Annotated in this window: 16 protein-coding genes; 8 read left to right on the top strand and 8 right to left on the bottom strand. The window is 59.5% G+C overall.

All coding sequences use genetic code 11. The annotated features are described in order from the left end of the window. Positions 1-24: 24 nt before the first annotated feature. A complete protein-coding gene (locus PHU01S_RS05050) occupies positions 25-978 on the bottom strand; it encodes a methyltransferase domain-containing protein (RefSeq protein WP_127506512.1) in 954 nt (317 codons plus the stop codon). 442 nt (positions 979-1420) lie between these two features. On the opposite strand from PHU01S_RS05050, the gene PHU01S_RS05045 reads away from it, so the two are divergent. Continuing rightward, positions 1421-2305 (top strand): sugar phosphate isomerase/epimerase family protein, encoded by an 885-nt coding sequence (locus PHU01S_RS05045; protein ID WP_127506510.1) that lies wholly within the window; start codon positions 1421-1423, stop codon positions 2303-2305. A gap of 245 nt (positions 2306-2550) precedes the next feature. Here PHU01S_RS05045 and PHU01S_RS05040 read toward each other — a convergent pair whose 3' ends face one another. Continuing rightward, entirely contained in the window at positions 2551-3504 is a 954-nt protein-coding gene (locus PHU01S_RS05040; protein WP_127506508.1) for a DMT family transporter, read from the bottom strand. A gap of 96 nt (positions 3505-3600) precedes the next feature. On the opposite strand from PHU01S_RS05040, the gene PHU01S_RS05035 reads away from it, so the two are divergent. From PHU01S_RS05035 to PHU01S_RS05005, 7 genes are all read left to right on the top strand, one after another. Next, a complete protein-coding gene (locus PHU01S_RS05035) occupies positions 3601-5055 on the top strand; it encodes an aminotransferase-like domain-containing protein (protein ID WP_246029152.1) in 1455 nt (484 codons plus the stop codon). Between the two features lie 79 nt (positions 5056-5134). Then, positions 5135-6961, top strand: a complete 1827-nt coding sequence (locus PHU01S_RS05030) for an RNA polymerase sigma factor (protein ID WP_127506506.1) — start codon at positions 5135-5137, stop codon at positions 6959-6961. A 4-nt stretch (positions 6962-6965) separates the two neighbouring features. Further along, a complete protein-coding gene (locus PHU01S_RS05025) occupies positions 6966-8060 on the top strand; it encodes an extracellular solute-binding protein (RefSeq protein ID WP_164762987.1) in 1095 nt (364 codons plus the stop codon). Positions 8061-8235: 175 nt separating this feature from the next. Next, on the top strand, positions 8236-8769 hold the full coding sequence (locus tag PHU01S_RS05020; RefSeq protein WP_218032417.1) for a hypothetical protein: 534 nt from the start codon (positions 8236-8238) through the stop codon (positions 8767-8769). Positions 8770-8998: 229 nt separating this feature from the next. Continuing rightward, the gene (locus PHU01S_RS05015; protein WP_127506500.1) at positions 8999-10210 is read left to right on the top strand and encodes an NAD(P)/FAD-dependent oxidoreductase; all 1212 of its coding nucleotides are present in this window, start codon (positions 8999-9001) and stop codon (positions 10208-10210) included. After that, complete coding sequence (locus PHU01S_RS05010; RefSeq protein ID WP_218032416.1) at positions 10185-10505, top strand: hypothetical protein; 321 nt, start codon at positions 10185-10187, stop codon at positions 10503-10505. Before PHU01S_RS05015 ends, PHU01S_RS05010 begins: the two co-directional genes overlap by 26 nt. A 69-nt stretch (positions 10506-10574) precedes the next feature. Next, positions 10575-11189 (top strand): TetR/AcrR family transcriptional regulator, encoded by a 615-nt coding sequence (locus PHU01S_RS05005; RefSeq protein WP_021880708.1) that lies wholly within the window; start codon positions 10575-10577, stop codon positions 11187-11189. Positions 11190-11279: 90 nt separating this feature from the next. Here PHU01S_RS05005 and mtnB read toward each other — a convergent pair whose 3' ends face one another. The 6 genes from mtnB to PHU01S_RS25615 all read right to left on the bottom strand — a co-directional run bounded on the left by mtnB (position 11280) and on the right by PHU01S_RS25615 (position 16520). Beyond that, entirely contained in the window at positions 11280-11942 is a 663-nt protein-coding gene (gene mtnB / locus PHU01S_RS05000) for a methylthioribulose 1-phosphate dehydratase (protein WP_246029151.1), read from the bottom strand. After that, entirely contained in the window at positions 11939-12676 is a 738-nt protein-coding gene (locus tag PHU01S_RS04995) for a 2-hydroxy-3-keto-5-methylthiopentenyl-1-phosphate phosphatase (RefSeq protein WP_127506496.1), read from the bottom strand. The genes mtnB and PHU01S_RS04995 overlap by 4 nt, the downstream gene beginning before the upstream one ends. Before the next feature lie 213 nt (positions 12677-12889). Continuing rightward, complete coding sequence (locus PHU01S_RS04985; RefSeq protein ID WP_127506633.1) at positions 12890-14119, bottom strand: 2,3-diketo-5-methylthiopentyl-1-phosphate enolase; 1230 nt, start codon at positions 14117-14119, stop codon at positions 12890-12892. Between the two features lie 7 nt (positions 14120-14126). Beyond that, the gene (gene proC, locus PHU01S_RS04980) at positions 14127-15038 is read right to left on the bottom strand and encodes a pyrroline-5-carboxylate reductase (RefSeq protein ID WP_246029150.1); all 912 of its coding nucleotides are present in this window, start codon (positions 15036-15038) and stop codon (positions 14127-14129) included. Positions 15039-15072: 34 nt separating this feature from the next. Next, the gene (locus PHU01S_RS04975; RefSeq protein ID WP_127506490.1) at positions 15073-16353 is read right to left on the bottom strand and encodes a glutamate-5-semialdehyde dehydrogenase; all 1281 of its coding nucleotides are present in this window, start codon (positions 16351-16353) and stop codon (positions 15073-15075) included. Between the two features lie 20 nt (positions 16354-16373). Beyond that, entirely contained in the window at positions 16374-16520 is a 147-nt protein-coding gene (locus PHU01S_RS25615) for a hypothetical protein (protein WP_218032415.1), read from the bottom strand. Between the last annotated feature and the right edge of the window lie 604 nt (positions 16521-17124).

The raw sequence follows: 17124 nt of genomic DNA, 5'->3' as shown, positions 1-17124 counted from the left end.
GGGAGGACGGGGCCATCGCTTGCATCAGGAAACAACTGCCAGCAGCATCCCGTCCTCACAGCGAAAAAGTTCGCAACTTTCAGCTGCCAAAGGGCGCCGGAGCTCGCCGAGCTCCCTGTCGCTCAACGGCGCCGCGATCGCCAGCCTGCCGCCGGGCAGGAGCACACGTCGCATTTCTTGCAGTGCGAGGAGGCGTTCATTATGATCCAGATGCTGCAGCACGAAGCTGCTCGCCGCGAAGTGGCAGCTTCGGTCAGGAAGAGGCAGAGCAAGCAGGTTGCCTTGGCGCGTCTCGGTCTGAGGAAGTGAGCGGGCCAGCAGGGCAAGCATGGACGAGGAGACGTCGACAGCAATCAAGCGGGCTCCGCCTGCGGCCAGAAGCCTCGTCAGATTGCCGGTTCCGCAGCCGAGATCGGCGCCGGTTTCTCCTGGCAACGGGTCGAGCCAATCAGCCAGCTCTGCAAGCGTTGCTACATACCGCTCTAACGAGTACCCGGCAGGAAGCGATCGGACCGGCGCTTCCTCTCCGGCAGCAGCCGCCATTCCATCCCAACCGATCCCGTCGGACCAGCTGCCGCGGGTTTTTCGTTGTTGCTGGAGCTCCCGGGAGGACTCTTTCAATTCATCCAGCGAAGGGAGTCCGGATCGGCTCTGCCAGGCGGCCATTCCCTGGTCCAGCGACTTCAAGGCGGCCGAGGCGTCCAGCCATTGCTCGTACAGCGATTGCCTCGCTGCTCCAGCCGCCAGCAGGAAAGCTTCCCGGTCTCCAAGACTGTCCAGCATGCCGGCAATAGAGGAGAGCGGGATTCCCCATTCACGCAGAGCCGCTATCCATCTCAAGCGATCGATGTCATCGCCGCTATAGAAGCGGTATCCGCCTTCGGTGCGGGCGCTGGCCGGCAGCAAGCCGGTCTGTTCGTAATAACGGATGGCCCGGGGAGTAAGGCCGGTCATGGCGGCTGCCTGACGGATATGCATGAGTACGTTCTCCTTTCCGGCATAACCGGAATTTCGATTTGAATGTCGGAGTTCAATTCTATCGCTGTCATTAAGTCACAGATTGACATCGCTCGATGAATTTCAATCGCAAACATTATCTCAAAGATCAATCGCAGACATCTACTACCTTAAAGATCAATAACAGACATCCAGGCAAAGATATCGCATCTATCGCTAAGATTACCAGAGACATCAGATACAACACTTCATCGAAGATATTTATCGCAAGCACCTAGAGCCGAAATACCCGGATTTTCAATCCTTCCGTCCATGCGGTTGGCTCCATCTTACACCTTGACGCGGCGAGAAGGTCAAGCGTTCCTTAAGCACAAAAATCCAAATGGTCGGCACCGGAGTTCTAGAGGGGATATCTCCGGGCAGGTACAATGAAAGCAGAACGATAACCTTCCTAAAAGGCGGTATGTGCATGACTAAAATCAATAATCCTATCGGCGTCATCGTGGACAGCTTCCAGCTCGGCGTTCGTCAAGGGCTGCTGAAGGCCAAGGAAGTCGGAGCGGACGGCGTGCAGATCTATGCGGTCAAGGGCGAAATGGATCCCGATGTCATGGATGCCGCCCGCCGCAGGGAGCTCAAGGAATACGTCGCTTCCCTCGGCTTGCAGATTTCCGCCCTTGTGGGCGACTTGGCCGGACACGGCTTCCAGGACGCCAGGGAGAACCGCTGGAAGATCGAGAAGTCCAAGCGGATTCTCGATCTGGCGATGGATCTCGGCTGCCCGATCGTCACGACCCACATCGGCATCGTGCCGGATGACGAGAACGGCGAGATCTACCACACGATGCAAAGCGCCTGCGAGGAGCTGAGCAGCTATGCCAGCAGCATCAACGCTTACTTCGCGATCGAGACCGGTCCGGAGCGCTCCGCCCATCTGAGGAAGTTCCTCGATACGCTCAGCACGAACGGCTTGTCCGTCAACTTCGATCCGGCCAATATGGTGATGGTGACCGGAGACGATCCGGTCCAAGGCGTCTATACGCTGAAGGATTACATCGTCCATACGCATGCCAAGGACGGCATCCGGCTGCGGGAAGTCGACCCGCGCAAAGTATACGGCATGCTCGGCTACGAGGCGATGAGCCATGAGGCGCTGGCGGCATCGGCCGAGTCCGGAGAGGACTTCCGTGAAGTTCCGCTTGGCCAAGGCGGCGTCGACTGGCCGAATTACCTCCAGGCGCTTCAGGACATCGGATATTCCGGTTACCTGACGATCGAGAGGGAAGTCGGCACACAGCCGGAACAGGATATCGCCGAAGCGGTCCGGTTCCTGAAAAGCTTCAAGTAAGCCTGATTCGGGAGGCGTCATGCGGCCGAATAGCCGATGCCGTTTGCTGTCTGCTCGAAGGTTCGATGGGAACAAGCCGAAACAGCTGAGGGAGCAGAGCAAGAAGCAATCAGAGCAATCAGAGTAACCTCAGCAGGTGCAGCATGCAAAGAGAAAGTGCAGCATGAACAGAAAGCAAAGCCACAAAAGAAAGCGAAGAATCCATTCCGGCAACGGAGAGGATCCTTCGCTTCTTTTTTCGTCCATCAGACAGACTCAGACTCCCGAATGTTGCGGTCAGCCGGTTCAACTGCCCGGCGTCTGCTGCGGGAGGCTGCATATTCCTTCAGGTCGGGCCAACGCGGAATGACGATGCCGGCCAGCACCAGCAGGCTTCCGGCCAGCGTAAGCAGAGAAAGCCGCTCACCCTGCAGAAGCGCGCCGAGACCGAGCGCGATGACGGGCGAAATGTACAGCCACGTGGAGGGGAAGAAGGCGTTGGTCGCCTTGATCAGCCAGGCATAGAGGCTGTGCCCGAGCATGGAGCCGGCCACGGTCAGGTAGATCAGCGACCCGGCAGCCGGCAAGAAGTCGATTGGCTGTGACCAAGATCTCTCGGCGAAAGCGGAGAGAATCAGCAGCCCGATGCCCCCATAAATCATCTGAGCGGCGTTCAAGGCAACCGGCGGCAGCTCCGGATTGCGAAGCAGCGTCCGCCGGGTCAAGAGGCTGCCTGCCGCATAACCGAACTCTCCGAGCAGGACGAGCAGGCAGCTGACAAGCCAAATCACATTCGCCTGAGCATGAAGCTCCGGCAGCATGAGCGTGATGACGCCCAGCAGGCCGATGATGCAGCCTGCCCTCTCCAGGATGCTGGAGCGCTGCCGGAGAGCCACCGATTGCATCAGCAGGATGGCCATCGGGCCTGTAGCCGACAGGATGGCGGCCATGCCGGAATCGATATGCTGCTCGGCCCAGTATAAGACGGCAAATGTAGCGAATGTGCTGCCGGCACCGATGAAGGCGAATTCCTTGCGGAACAGCATCGAGAAACGGACCTTGCGGCGGGCGAGCATCCAGCCGAACAGCAGCAGCCCGGCGGCGGTGAAGCGGATTCCTGCCGACAGGAACGGGGGCAGGCCGGCAGCCACGCCGACTTTGATGACGAGAAACGTCGTGCCGAAAATCGCGCACATGAGCAAGTAATTGAATGCAACCATCAGCGGGCCTCCTCTTTTTATTTACTATAGTGGTTGACGAATAGAACAGATTGGATAGGATTAGAACAGATAGGCTCGAATCGGGAGGAATCGGAAGTGGAGAACAACATCGCTGCCCCGGATCGGGGCAACAACGCCGTCACCAAGCTGGCGCTGATACAAGACGAGGTGAGAAGCGGCATGGATCGGGGAGAGTGGAAGGCCGGGGAGAAGCTTCCATCAGTGAGGTCGATGGCGGAGCGGCTCGGGGTGCACCGGCTGACCGTGCTGAAAGCCTATCGGCTGCTTGAAGAGGAAGGCCTGCTTTACTCCCGGTACAAAAACGGCTATTACGTGCGTGCGCAGGTGGAAGCCAAGCCTGACACTCCGGATGGAGATGCGGCCTCGGGATGGGCTTACGCCGCCGCGCCGGGTTATGTCAACCGCAGCCGCCTTTCGGATATCCACAGCATGAAGGTCAGCCATCCGATGTCGGAGGCATTGATCGACCCTGCTCTGCTTCCGAACCGCTTTTTATCGAATCATGTGAAGCAGGTGCTGGATCTTCATCCGATGGTTCTGAGCACGTATTCCACCGTTCTCGGGGACCCGGAGCTGAGGGAGGCTTTATCCGCTTTTTTTGCCGAAGCCCATGGAATCGATGTCGATGCCGGAGAGCTGCTCATCACGTCGGGGTCGCAGCAAGCGATCGATCTCGTGTCCCGCTCGCTGGTCAAGCCCGGCGACAGAGTCTTGATCGAACGGCCTACATATAGTCCGGCGATCGACGTCTTCCAGCAGCAGAACATCATTCTGCTGCCTGTCGAGCTGACGGCGGAAGGATATGACCTGGACGCTGTCGAAGCGCTGATGGAGAAGGAGCAGCCCCGCCTGTTCTATATGAACCCGACCTTCCACAATCCGACGGGCTATACGGTGCCTGCGGAGCAGCGCAAGCTGCTGGTGGAGCTGGCGGAGCGCCATGACTGCATCCTGGTGGAGGATGATGTCTATCATGATATCTACTTCGACCAGCCCCCGCCTCCGCCTTTGTTCTATTACGATACGGAAGGTTATGTCGTCTATATCCGCAGCTTCAGCAAATATATCGCTCCCGGCCTGAGGATTTCCGTGCTTGCCGCGCGTCCTTCGGTCATGGAGGGAATCCGGCCGCTGAAGGCGTTGTCCGACAGCGGATCTCCGCTGCTGAACCAAAAAATATTCCAGCATTACTTTTTCTCGAGCCGCATGCAGGAGCATGTCCAGAAGCTGAGAACCGCAGTCCGCATGCGCAAGGATGTCATGGAAAAAGCGCTTGCCCGGACAGGGTGGAGCTGGGACAGCCCTGACGGAGGGCTTAACCTGTGGATTTCGCTGCCGGACGGAATCCCGGCCGATCTGCTGCTCGAGCGATGCGTGGCGCGATCGGTCTCCTTTGTGCCCGGCAGCATCTGCGATCCGCTGGGGAAGATGAACGCCAGAATCCGGCTCAGCTATTCTTTTTTGAGCGAAAAGCGGATCGCAGAGGCCGTCGAGCAGCTGATCGAGGCGGCTGAAGAGCTGCGGAGCTGATTTTTTTGCGGATGTTGTTCAAATTCGCGGCAGGAATGGCATCTCTCTGATTAGGCCGAAGAGAAGCGAGGAGATCAGCATGGGGCACATTGCCGAAGAAGAGCGGATGGGAGTTGCAATGACAGTACGGGCTGCAGAGCCGAGACGTGCCGCGAGAGAGGAACTGGAGCTCGCGGAGCGGGCTGGCGCGGGAGATGCCGAAGCTTTCGGCGAGCTGTTCGAGCGGCACCGGCACAAGGCGCGGGGGTTGGCGGAGCGGCTCACGGGTGACGCGCATATGGCCGATGATGTCGTGCAGGATGCGCTCATCCGCGCCTTCCTTCATCTTGGGACGCTTGCCGATACGAGCCGGCTGCTGCCGTGGTTTTTCCGGATCGTCCGCAACCAGGCCAACATGAAGCTGCGCCGGGGAGGGCCGTATCGCAAGGAAAGGCCGTTCAACTCTCTTGCAGCTCCCGGCGGCAGGGACGCTGCTGCCGCTGACTGGGATGATCTCGACAGCATTCTGTCCCGCTTGGCCGGTCGGGCTAGCCAGGAAGCGGCTTCCAGCCAGGATCCGGCCGCGCTGCTGCTCCGCAAGGAAACATACGAAACGATCCATGCGCTGCTCCACTGCCTGAGCGGCAAGGAAAGAGGAATCTTCACCGCTTATTTTTTCCGGCAGCTCCGTCCGGAAGAAATCGCCGGGATGTACGGGATGACGACCGGATCCATCTATACGTACATTCACCGTTCCAGGCAAAAGCTGCGCCAGGAGCATATCCGGGCTTCTCTCGGCCTGATGCCGGATGCGAAGAGAGGTGCTGGAATGGAGAACGGCAAGCTGCTTGAGCTTGCGGCAGGGGAAGGAGACCAGCCCAAGCTGTTCACGCTTGCAAGCAGTCTAGGGCGAATCCTCAGGACTAATGGAGAGCCGAGGAGCGGCGCGGAACTGATGGGAACTTCCGGGCTGGCTTTCCGCATGAGCATTTCGGAGAAGACGACATTCTCGGACGGGCTTTACATCTTCGATTGGCGGTCGTCGATACAAGAGCTGATGGCAGGATACGGGTACGAGACGGCATTTTGCTGCGGGCAGCTGGCCGATTCCCCGGTACCGCTGCTGGGGGCCGTGGAGAGCTTCCCGGTCGTCCTGCCGATCGAGGAGGCGGTTCTGCCGTTCATCCGCAGCCGAATCGACGCGGGATTGCCTGTGCTCTATTTCGACACGCTGGCTTCCCGGCCATTCATCCATGAATGGTCGGTCATCTACGGTTACGACGATAAGCGCCGAATCGTGCATGTGACCGACCCCGTACAGTCGACGGGAAAAATGCTTGCGTACGAAGATGTGGCTGACAACCCGATCCGGTTTCTGGCTGCTTTTTCACGGAAAGGAAACCGCAGCCCGGTCAGCAGGCCGGCGGCGGATAGCGAGGCGGAACGCCGGTTTGCGCATGCTGTCCGCTATGGGATTTCTTTTGCCAACGAAGGATCGCGCTATCGTCCTCGAACGTCGTATTTGAGCTATGCAACGGGGCTGGCCGCCTACGGTGCCTGGATCCGCCATCTGGCCGATCCCGACACGGCGCCGAACCGGTACGGCATGGGCCAGCTTGCCGCGGCCTATGCCGAGGCGAAGCGGTATGCGGGGGAGTACTTGCGAGCGGCTCCTCTGCGCGGGGAGGCCATGAGGATGGCCCTGCTGGCATCGGAGGCTTATGAGCAGGCGGCGTTGGCGCTGGAAGAACTGAGCCTCCAGGTTCCTTTCGTCAAAACGGCGGAAGTGATGCCGCCCGGCTTACGGGAGGGCTGCATCTCCCTGTTGAGGAAAGCGAAGCGGTTCGAAAGCGCCGCCGTGGGCTATATGGAACAAGCATGGAAGCGACGGATCGAGGAGAGGGATGGAGAAGATGAGGAAGCTTAGATTCATGACCGAATTTACGAATTTGAAGCGGCTTGCGGCAGCCAAGGAATCGTTCGAACAGCTTTATCCGGAGGTTGAGGTCGTCATCGAGCAGTCGGCCGATCATTTCGAGTCGCTCCGCGCTTACCGGTCGGACGAAGCGCCCGACATCATCGAATCGGGAGGCTGGGCGCTGTTCAACCGCGAGGGGATGTTCGTCGACTTGAATCCATATGTCGAGCAGTCGGGGATGGAGGCGGATCTTTATTCGGGGCCGCTGGCGATTGCCCGTCATAACGGCACGCTGCCCGGACTTCCCGTCGACATGAGCGTTCCGCTGCTCGTGTTCAACAAGGAGATGTTCGACAAGGCGGGCCTGCCTTACCCGGAGGATGACTGGACCTGGGAACAATTCGTTGAAGCGGCCAAAAAGCTGACGATCCGCGGCGATGACGGTGTGGCGGTCCAGTTCGGCTTCGGCATCGGCGTGGACATCGAATGGTATGAGCCGTTTGTTTTCCGAAATGGCGGAACGTATTTGTCTCCGGATGGCCGGACAGCACGCGGGTATGTGGACAGCCCCGAAACCATCGGGGCCATGCAAAATATAATCGACGCCTACCGGGTGCATGGCATTATCCGCAAGCCGAAGGAGCCATCCGCTGCCGGGCAGCTTCATGAAGGCTTTGCCATGATTTTCGGCTTCATGTGGTTTGCCGGGGATCTGATTCACCACGGCATCGACGATCGATTCGGGGTGGCAAGGCTGCCGCGATTGGCGGAAGGAAGAAACGGCAATATGATCTATATGGGCGGAGCCGGCATAACGGGCAAATCCCAGCATCCTGGCTTGGCATGGGATTTCCTCCGGCATTATCTCGTCGACAGCCATTCGTGGCCGCTGCCGATTTCCCGAAGCCAGGCGGAAGAGAGAGGCTTGCACGAGCACAGAATCTGGTCCCGCTATCTGGAGGAGCTTCAGCATGCGCAGCCGAGCGGCTTTTATTTGAATGAAAAGTGGAACTCTTCCCGTCAGCTGATCAACGAGGACATGGAGTCAATGATTGTCGACGGAGCGGATGTAGCGAAGACGCTGCGTTCATGGACCCGGTTTGCCTGAGGCGCACATGGAAGGGAAAAACATGCGGGAGGCTGCTCGAATGGAGAGATGGAGGCAAGCCGTTCGGAACAATGCGGTCTGGTGCGGAATCGTATGCGATGCCCACGGCATCGAGCATGGCTGCACAGGGGATGTGTGGCGGACAAGTACTCCAGCACCGGCTTTTTACCCGGACATGATAACGTTGGCCAGCCATATAGACCCTTCGGCAGCACAACTGCATGCCGAAGACCGGAAAAGAACTTTCATCAAGGACAGCTTCGCTTCTCTTGACCTTTTTTCTTGCGGGTACGAAATCCTGTTTGACGCAAGCTGGATCTATCATCCGGCGGCTTCGAAGTCTGCACCGATTGCCGCCGGCTGGCGGGTAGTGTCCTCTGCTGCGGATTTTGAGCTCTGGGTCGAGGCGGCAGGCTTAGCATCGGTGCTTCATCCAGAAGCGATGGAGCGTCAGGAAGTGAAGCTGTTCATGCATGATGAAGATGGGACAAGCGCTGGGTTCATTGCAACATGCGCAGCAGATGTGGTGGGAATATCCAATGTGTGGGAGACAGGGCGTTCCGCATGGCCGGACTTTGCGCCAATCGTTTCCCGAGCTTATCCTGGCGTCGACCTGGTCGGATATGAACGAGACGGCAATTTGAGAGCCGCTCGGCAATCCGGTTGGCAGGAGCTTGGCCCTCTGCGAGTGTGGAAGCGTAAAACCTGAATGGAACGGCTTGAATCCGCGGACAGGAATGGAGCAGCGCCGCGGCTTCAAGCAAGAGGAAAAAACGGGTTGACAGGACAAAGAAAGAATCGTTATATTTTTGTTGACGGAATGAGTCAATCAACTATAAAGTTCCCCATTTTCAAACCGGGATGGGCAAGCAAAGCGCTCCTATTTTTTTGAATTAAAATTGACTGAATTAATCAATCAAAACCAAGGAGTGGAGAAAATGAAGGAAATGAGCTTGCCCGGGGAACCGGAAGATCGGCTGACGGAATCGAATGTCAAAGCCGGTTCAAGAGCGATAGTCATCGGAGGAAGCATGGCCGGCTTGCTGGCGGCGAAGGTGCTTTCCGGCCATTACGGGGAAATCATCGTCATTGAGCGGGATGAGCTCCAGGACCGCCCGGCGAATCGGCCCGGAGTGCCTCAGGATCATCATCCGCATCGGCTGCAGCATCTCGGCAAAGGCGTTTTGGAAACTCTATTTCCCGGCTGGAGGGAGGATCTGCTTGCCCAAGGAGCCTATGAACGCGAAGGGAAAGAGATGCATCTGATTTCCCCGCTTGCGTCGCTGCAGTTTCCATACGAGAAGGATGAAGGCTGTTCCCGTCCTCTGCTGGAATGGGTCATCCGGCGCAGAGTGGCGGCTGAGCCGCGAATTCAGGTGCTTCAAGGCCATGAAGCGGTTTCCCTGCTGACACGGAAGAAGGGGAATAAGCTTGCGGTTACGGGAGCCAAGGTAAAGGAAAAGCGGTGCAGCGACAGCCGGGACCTCGAAGCGGCTCTCGTTGTCGATGCCTCCGGACGTTATTCACGTCTGCCTGCATGGCTGGAAGAGCTCGGCTGCGGAAAACCGGATACGGAAATCCTGCACACGCGGCTTGCCTACAGCACCAGGCACTACCGCATCCCGGAGTCTTTGAAAGACCGCTACAGTACCGTTCTTATCGAAGGCGATCCGTCGCTTGCCGAAGGCTCGGGCGTCTTCAGCCCGATCGAGGGCGGCTTGGCGGAGACGACGATTTACGGCGCCGGAGGGCATTACCCGCCGGTGGATCCGGCAAGGTACGAACCGGCTGCGGCCAAGCTGATTCATCCGATGCTCGCGGAAATTCTCGCCCAGCTCGAGCCGGTCGGCAATCCGAGAGGGTTCCGCGTGCCGGAATGCCGGCTGAATCAGTACGGGGCTACGCCGGAGTGGCCGTCCGGGCTGCTCGCGATCGGGGATTCGATCTGCAGCTTCGATCCTATTTACGGCCAAGGAATTTCCGTTGCGGCTGCGGAGGCGATGGAGATGGGGAAAGCCTTGCAGGAAGCAGGCAGGGAGAGCGATCCGAGATGGGAGCTTCATCTTCAGCAGCGTTTCGGCCAAAATCATTCTTCCGGCTTGGTGGACGATTGTCGTCGCGGACTTGAGATGGCCGGGCGTGACCTATGAAGGCTCCCTCTCCGGACGGGGCATACGTTTTTGCCAGGAATACCTCGACATTGTGCGCCGGCAGGCGCTGCAGGGCGGGGACATGGAGCTGTTCGGCCTGATGATGGGCGTTCAGGGCCTGGATCTGCCGCCTTCGGCTTTATTCGGAGAGGAGGCGGTCCGAATGGTTGTAAGCCGCTGCAAGCAGGAGGCCTGGCTGGAGAAGCAGCTGGACGATGGAGAGACATTGGGATGTTTCCTGGAGCGGAGCTTTCCCGTGTTCCACCCGGGAAGCCATGCGGAAGCAAACAGATGATTGCTCCTCATGAAGGATTAGGGTAAGGTTAGGAAAAACAGGCATTAGTCGGATTGAGGTCGAAGACGCATGGCTCCTTACAACGAAGACCAGCTTAACCAGATTCGCGACGAGCGCAGGGAGCAGATTCTCGCGGCCGCCCTGGGCGTATTCGCCCGTCGCGGTCCTGCGCTGACCAAGATGAGCATGATTGCGGCAGCAGCAGGCATCAGCCACGGCCTGCTGTACCACTATTTCAAGTCCAAGGATGAGCTGTTCACCGAGCTGGTGCGCAGGGCGATGGAAGGAGCGAGCCAAGGAGTCGGGGACATGCTGGACCATCCCGGGACCGTGACCGGCAAGCTGAGGCATTTTCTTCAGGATGCGATGACGGAGGAGGCGCGGCTGTCCTTCCTGTTGATTCATCAGACGCGGGCTTCGGAAGGGGTCCCCGAGGAGGCGCGGATGATCATCGGGGATTACTCCATCCTCTGGTTTGTCGAAAGGCTCAGGCCGCTGTTTCTCGAAGGCCAGCGAACCGGCGAAATCGCCGGCGATGACGCGGACCTGCTTATCTCGGGGCTGCTGACGGCGATGAGCGGATCCATGATCCTGCACGCGAGCGACGAGCAGAATATCCCGCTGCTGAATCCCGATCATTTGCTCCGGATGGTGCTTGCCCCCGGACATATCCAGCCGCTATGACCGGCGCCATCCATCGAAAAAACGGCCGTCCAAACCGAGCTTCGCTCGCTGGACGGCCGTTTTTTCATTTTCATCGGATGCGGCTTGGGTTTAGGAACGCCCTTTGTTCAGCAGTTCCCAGCGGTAGACGTATTCGAACAGAAACTCGAACGACTCCAGATGGCGCTTGGCCTCGAATGCGTTTGCTCCCCAGGCGTAGATGCCGTGCTTGCGCAGCAGGATGCCCGGCAGGCGCGGATTCAAGTGATCCGTTACTTCGGGCACGATGCGGGGAATATCGGCGTAGTTAGGCACGATGGGAATGTCGATATGCGCCTCTTCCTCCCAAATGCCGAGCCCTTTGATAAGCTCGACGCCGGTAACCGGAACGCTCCGGCGCTCCCAGAAATATTCCGAGACGAGATTGCTGTAGACGGAATGGATATGGAAAATCGCGCCGCAGCCGGTGAGACGGTAAATCTCGCAGTGGATCAGCGTCTCCGCCGAAGGCTTGAGCGAGGTCGCTTCGCTGGCCTTTCCGTTTTGGTCCACGAGCAGGAAGTCTTCCGGCGTGGACTTGGACTTGTCCTTGCCGCTCGCCGTGACGGCGAACTGGAAGCGCCCCGGATTGAATTCGCCTACGCGGACGGACAGATTGCCGCTCGTACCGGGGAACCAGCCCCGTCCGGCGAACAGCTCCTTCACTTCGGAGAGCTCGGCGAAAGCTCTCTGCTTCTCTTCGAGTGTAATCGGGGAATCCATGTAATCGGTCATGGCCGTTCACCTGCTTTCTGAAGTTGCTGCCGCTCTTTGAGACTGGCGACCACGTCGTGGAAAGTCGTGAATTCCACATGCGGAAGACCAAGCTCTCGGCATTTGGTCGTGAGATGGGAGCGGGAGAAGACGAGATCGGCCAGCTTGGCGCCTTCAAAATCGGTCACGCTGTCCCCGATCAGAATCCGGTCGTGCTTGTCGGCCGCGAAGCGGCGGATGACGGCTGTTTTGCACATGCCGCACTGTCCGTTCGGACATTCCTCATCGCAGCTGTGCGGCCAGACAATCTCGATGTTCTCTCCGCTGAAGTCGCTGCTGTTGCAGTAGATGTGGTCTTCCGGAATGCCGAAGCGGGACAGCAGCGGATAGACGAAAAAGTCGATGCCTCCGCTCGTGACGAAAAACTCGATATTCTCCGCCTTGCAGTAGTCGAGCAGTTCCTGGAAGCCGGCGCGAATGACGGCATTGGAGATCGAGTAGTCGATCACCTCGTCCTTGAGCGCGGCAGGCAGGAGGCGAAACATCTCGCCGACGCCCTGCTTGATCGACTTGCGCTGGTCGATGGTATCCTGGGCGATCTGTTCCCAGCCTTCGGGATTGAAGCGGCGGATGATGGCGATGATGTTGTCGTTCTCCGTTATCGTGCCGTCGAAGTCGCAGAAAATAACCGGCCTGCGGGCCGCCTCGGCGCTCGAGGAGACAGGGAAGCCGGATTCGATTAAGGATGAGGTCATGAAGACAAGCCTTCTTTCATGCGGGATTGTTCTCGAAGAGAAGGATGCCTCGGGCAGCCCTCTGCTTTCGACTCCAGGCAATGGGCTTCGCACGGCAAATACGGCAAAGCCTTTCAAGCCTGTACAAGAAGAAAGCATACCACATGCTTGTCTTCTTCTCTACGCCGAAATGGCCGCCTCTTGAAGGGGCGGCCATTTCGGCGGAACGGAAAGTCAGCCTTCGCGAACGCCCCAGGCCTTGATGGCAGCGGCAAGCTCTTCTCGTCCGGAAGCGGAGGCCGCTTCCTGGAGAGACACTCCCTCCAGCGACGCGTCGATCGCCTGGCGGAATGCGCGGCCGCCGGCCGCCGCTCCCATCGGATGGCCATGGACGCCGCCGCCTGCGTTCACGACGACTTCGCTTCCGAAGTCTCTCAGAATCAGCGGCACGAGTCCCGGATGGATGCCGGCAGACGGCACGGGGAAGCTTGTCCTTGCCGGAGGAGCAGGATCAAGCAGCGCTTCCTTGATCGCCATGTTCTCCTGCTTCGGCATGACGACGGAGCCGTACGGTGACGGGAAGAGAACCAGGTCCGCGCCTGCCAGCCGCATGAGCTTGCCGAGAAGCAGCGAAGCGGAGATTCCATAGTGCGGGGACGGATAGAAAGCGCCCGCCAGCGCGGGATGCGCCGCGATCGGCACGTTGATGTCCGGATCGCTGCTCAGCTCGTGAAGAACGTCGTAGCCGTAGGAAAGAACGTTGAACAGCAGGGCGTTGGCGCCTTCCGAGATTGCGGTGCGCGCCTGCTCGGCGAGCTTGGAGGTCGGTCCGGTCAGATTGACGGCATACAGCAGCTTCTGTCCGGTATGCTCCGACGCTCTGCGAGCGGCTTCCATGCAGACGGCAACACGGCGGCGGATGCCGATTTCCTCGTTCTCGAACAGGATTTCATCATCCTTGATGAGATCCACTCCGCCGAGCGCCTGCTGGTAGAACTGCTCCTCCAGTCCTTTCAGGTCATGGCCGATGACCGACTTGAAAATGCTCATCAGCAGCGGCCGGTCATGGACGCCGAGCAGCTCCCGCACGCCTTCGATGCCGAACTTCGGTCCGGGGAAGGCGCTTCGGAAGCTCTCGGACACATCGAGATCGAGCAGCCGCACGCGGCCGTCCATCGACAGCTTGCCGAACACGGTGACGAGCAGGGCGGGAATGTCCCGGCTGAAGTTGATGTCGGGATAGGCGATCCGGATATCGGCATAGCGCGATCCCGGCGTGCCGTCGCCCTCATGGACGTCGATGGAGACCGTGCGTCCCAGATGCTTTTCCATTTCGGCCTTCCGTGCGTCGGGAAGCTCGGTCCAGCTGCCGACCGTCAAGCCTACGGCGATGGAGTCCGCTTTTTTGCTGAAATCCGCCTTGTCGTCATGGACACGGTAAAGGGCGGTGCACATGCCTGGAATGGCGATGTTACGTTTGCTCTCGTTCACCAAGAACGCTCCTTTCGATCTCGCGGCCGATCTCATCCGCACGCTGCGCGGACTTTTTCATTCCGGCCTTGAAAAATTCGGCGACGCGATGCTCCTGCATCAGCTGGATCGCCGCTTGAGTCGTGCCGTTCGGGCTGGTCACCTTGCGCCTCAGCTCGGCCGGCCGCTCGCCGGTCGCCCGCATCATTTCGGCGGCGCCGAGCACGGTCTGCACGGTAAGCTCGCGCGAGGAATCGCTGTCGAGTCCCATTTCCATCCCGGCTTCGATCATGGCTTCCATAATATAATACAAATAGGCTGGTCCGCTACCTGACAAGCCGGTGACGGCTTCCAGCAGCCGCTCCTCCACGACCGTGATGAGGCCGATCGAGCGGAACAGCTGCTCCACGGCCGCCCGCTGCTCTGTGTCCGTCTCGGGCGAATAGCTCAGCGCCGTCGCGCCGAGGCCGATCGTGCTGGACGTGTTGGGCATCGTTCGGGCGACGGCGGCTTTCGTCCCGAGAAGAGCCTGGATCGTGCGGATCGACAAGCCTGCGATGAGGGAGACGATCAGCTTGCTGCCGTCGATGAGATGGGAGATGGAGCGCAGAGCTTCCTCGGCATCCTTGGGTTTCATGCTGAGCACGATGACGTCTGCGCCGGCCAGCATCGCCTCTTTCTCCTCCGGAGTCTCGGCGGTCAGAACGCCGTAAGCCGAGCGGAGCTCGGTCAGCCTGGAGCCGCCGCTGCGGTTGAACATGCCGATGCGCGAGGCTCCGCACAGTCCGCGGGATATCATGCCGCGGGCGACGGCTTCGGCCATGGAGCCGGCTCCGAAGAAGCAGTAGCTAAGCGTTTCCGGCTGGGCGAATGCGGCGGGAGCTCCCGCCGAGGTTGGGAATGGTGAATTCAAACTAGTCGTCCTCCTTAACGGTCCTTGACGGCTGTCAGCCTCTGATCTGGCCGGTGCCCTGGATGCGGTATTTCGTCGATGTAAGCGCCGGCAGACCCATCGGTCCCCGTACATGAAGCTTTTGCGTACTGATTCCGATCTCGGCTCCATAGCCGAATTCGAAGCCGTCCGTGAAACGGGTGGAGGCGTTGTGATAGACGGCCGCGGCGTCCACTTCATTCAGAAATCGTCCTGCGGCATCGGCATCGGGCGTCACGATGCACTCGGAATGGCGGGTGCCGTACCGCGAAATATGGTCCAGCGCCTCGTCCAAGCTGTCCACGACGCGAATGTTGAGGATGTAGTCGTTATACTCCGTCGCATAGTCGGCTTCTCCGGCCGACGCCATCTCGACCGTGCTCCCGGCTAAGCGGCGAGCCTCGTCGCAGCCTCTCAGCTCGACTCCGGCTTCGACAAGCGCCGCAGCCAGAGGAGCCAGGCCGTGCTCGGCATAGCGGGCGTGGACGAGCAGCGTCTCCATGGAGTTGCAGACGGATGGACGCTGGGCTTTGGCATTGACGGCAATGGAGGCCGCCATGGCTTGATCGGCTTCCGCATCGACATAAGTATGGCAGATTCCTGCCCCCGTCTCAATGACGGGCACGGTGGCGTTCTCGATGACATTGCGGATCAGAGCCGCGCCGCCGCGAGGAATGATGACGTCGAGCAGGCCGTTCAGCTTGAGCATGGCGTCCGCGGATGCGCGGCTCGGGTCCTCGATCAGCTGGAGCGCTTCCGGCGGCACGGCTGTCGCTTGCAGCGCTCCGCGGAGCACTTCCACGACGCGCCGGTTCGTATGGAGGGCGGCGCTTCCTCCGCGAAGAACGACGCTGTTGCCGGTTTTCAGGCAAAGGGCCGCGGCGTCCACCGTGACGTTGGGACGGGCTTCATAGATCATGCCGATGACGCCGAGCGGCACGGACACCTGCTCGATGTGGAGCCCGTTCGGGCGTTGTATCGTCTGCACGGTCCGTCCGACGGGGTCTCCAAGGGCGATGACCTCCCGGACTCCTTGGGCGATCGCTGCGATCCGCTCGGCATTCAGAGCGAGCCGGTCGAGCAGGGAAGGGGCGGTGCCGGCTTCGCGTCCGCGCTCCAGATCCAGGGCATTGGCCTCCAGAATGCTGTCCGTTTCCGCGATCAGCGAGGCAGCCATCGCCTCCAATGCCCGGTTTTTCTCGGCCGTGGCCAGGCTGCCCAGTTTTCGGGCGGCTTGCTTTGCGAGCGAGGCTTTGACGGCCGCTTCGGATGCGGCGTTTTTTTGCTCTATCGTCATGTTTCATTCTCCTTTCGAGTTTAGGGCTGCAGCTCGGGATTGCATTGGCTTGCCGCTTCGCAGGGCAAGATGCGCCTGCCGCTTCGCTTGCAGTCGGCTTGAAGAGCGCCGCTGCGCGTGCAGCCGATCTTCCGATCGCTGTTCCCGTCGGATTCCCTGATTCTCATGGTCAAGGGAAGGAATCCTCCGGAAAAGGCGACCGCTGTCGCTTCTCCAGATCCGGCTGGCACGCTGCGCGGGCCATGGTGTTATGCTCGCTGCGCAGGCAAGATTTGCTTGCTGCATCGCTTGCAGTCCGCTTGAAGTGCGCCGCTGCGCGTAGAGTTGGCTTAAAGTGCGCCGCTCCGCGTGTAGCCGATCTTCCGATCGCTGTTCCCGTCGAACTCCCTGATTCTCATGCTCAAGGGAAGGAATCCTCCGGAAAAGGCGACCGCTGTCGCTTCTCCAGATCCGGCTGGCACACTGCGCGGGCCGTGGCGCTATGCTCGCTGCGCAGCCAAGATATGCTGCCTTCGCTTGCAGTCAGCTTGAAGTGCGAAGCTGCGGCATACAGTCGGCTTGAAGTGTTCCGCTGGCCATGCAGCGGGTAAAGCGGCGTTACTTGCGAGTCAGTTCGCGTTGACTCACGTTAAGCTTCGTTATTTTTTCGCTATGCTGCGTTACTTTTGTCAAAACAGCGTTATACACGCGTCAAGCGGCGTCGAATTCGCGACAGCCTAGCGGACAGAGGCCGTCTGAGTCTCCGCGAAGCGGTTCCTCCATCGGATAATC

Origin of the sequence: Paenibacillus humicus NBRC 102415, from assembly GCF_004000905.1 — a bacterium.
Lineage (GTDB): Bacteria > Bacillota > Bacilli > Paenibacillales > Paenibacillaceae > Paenibacillus_O > Paenibacillus_O humicus.
The sequence above is the reverse complement of the archived record's forward strand: the minus strand, read 5'-3'. Positions and strand labels throughout refer to the sequence as shown.

Excerpts from the sequence above, each read along its gene's own strand:
- PHU01S_RS05025 (WP_164762987.1), top strand. The coding sequence starts at position 6,966 with ATGACCGAATTTACGAATTTGAAGCGGCTTGCGGCAGCCAAGGAATCG.
- PHU01S_RS05040 (WP_127506508.1), bottom strand. The coding sequence starts at position 3,504 with ATGGTTGCATTCAATTACTTGCTCATGTGCGCGATTTTCGGCACGACG.
- PHU01S_RS05020 (WP_218032417.1), top strand. The coding sequence starts at position 8,236 with ATGATAACGTTGGCCAGCCATATAGACCCTTCGGCAGCACAACTGCAT.
- PHU01S_RS04995 (WP_127506496.1), bottom strand. The coding sequence starts at position 12,676 with ATGACCTCATCCTTAATCGAATCCGGCTTCCCTGTCTCCTCGAGCGCC.
- PHU01S_RS05030 (WP_127506506.1), top strand. The coding sequence starts at position 5,135 with ATGGGGCACATTGCCGAAGAAGAGCGGATGGGAGTTGCAATGACAGTA.
- PHU01S_RS04975 (WP_127506490.1), bottom strand. The coding sequence starts at position 16,353 with ATGACGATAGAGCAAAAAAACGCCGCATCCGAAGCGGCCGTCAAAGCC.
- PHU01S_RS25615 (WP_218032415.1), bottom strand. The coding sequence starts at position 16,520 with ATGAGAATCAGGGAATCCGACGGGAACAGCGATCGGAAGATCGGCTGC.
- PHU01S_RS05050 (WP_127506512.1), bottom strand. The coding sequence starts at position 978 with ATGCATATCCGTCAGGCAGCCGCCATGACCGGCCTTACTCCCCGGGCC.
- PHU01S_RS05005 (WP_021880708.1), top strand. The coding sequence starts at position 10,575 with ATGGCTCCTTACAACGAAGACCAGCTTAACCAGATTCGCGACGAGCGC.
- PHU01S_RS05015 (WP_127506500.1), top strand. The coding sequence starts at position 8,999 with ATGAAGGAAATGAGCTTGCCCGGGGAACCGGAAGATCGGCTGACGGAA.
- mtnB (WP_246029151.1), bottom strand. The coding sequence starts at position 11,942 with ATGACCGATTACATGGATTCCCCGATTACACTCGAAGAGAAGCAGAGA.
- PHU01S_RS05045 (WP_127506510.1), top strand. The coding sequence starts at position 1,421 with ATGTGCATGACTAAAATCAATAATCCTATCGGCGTCATCGTGGACAGC.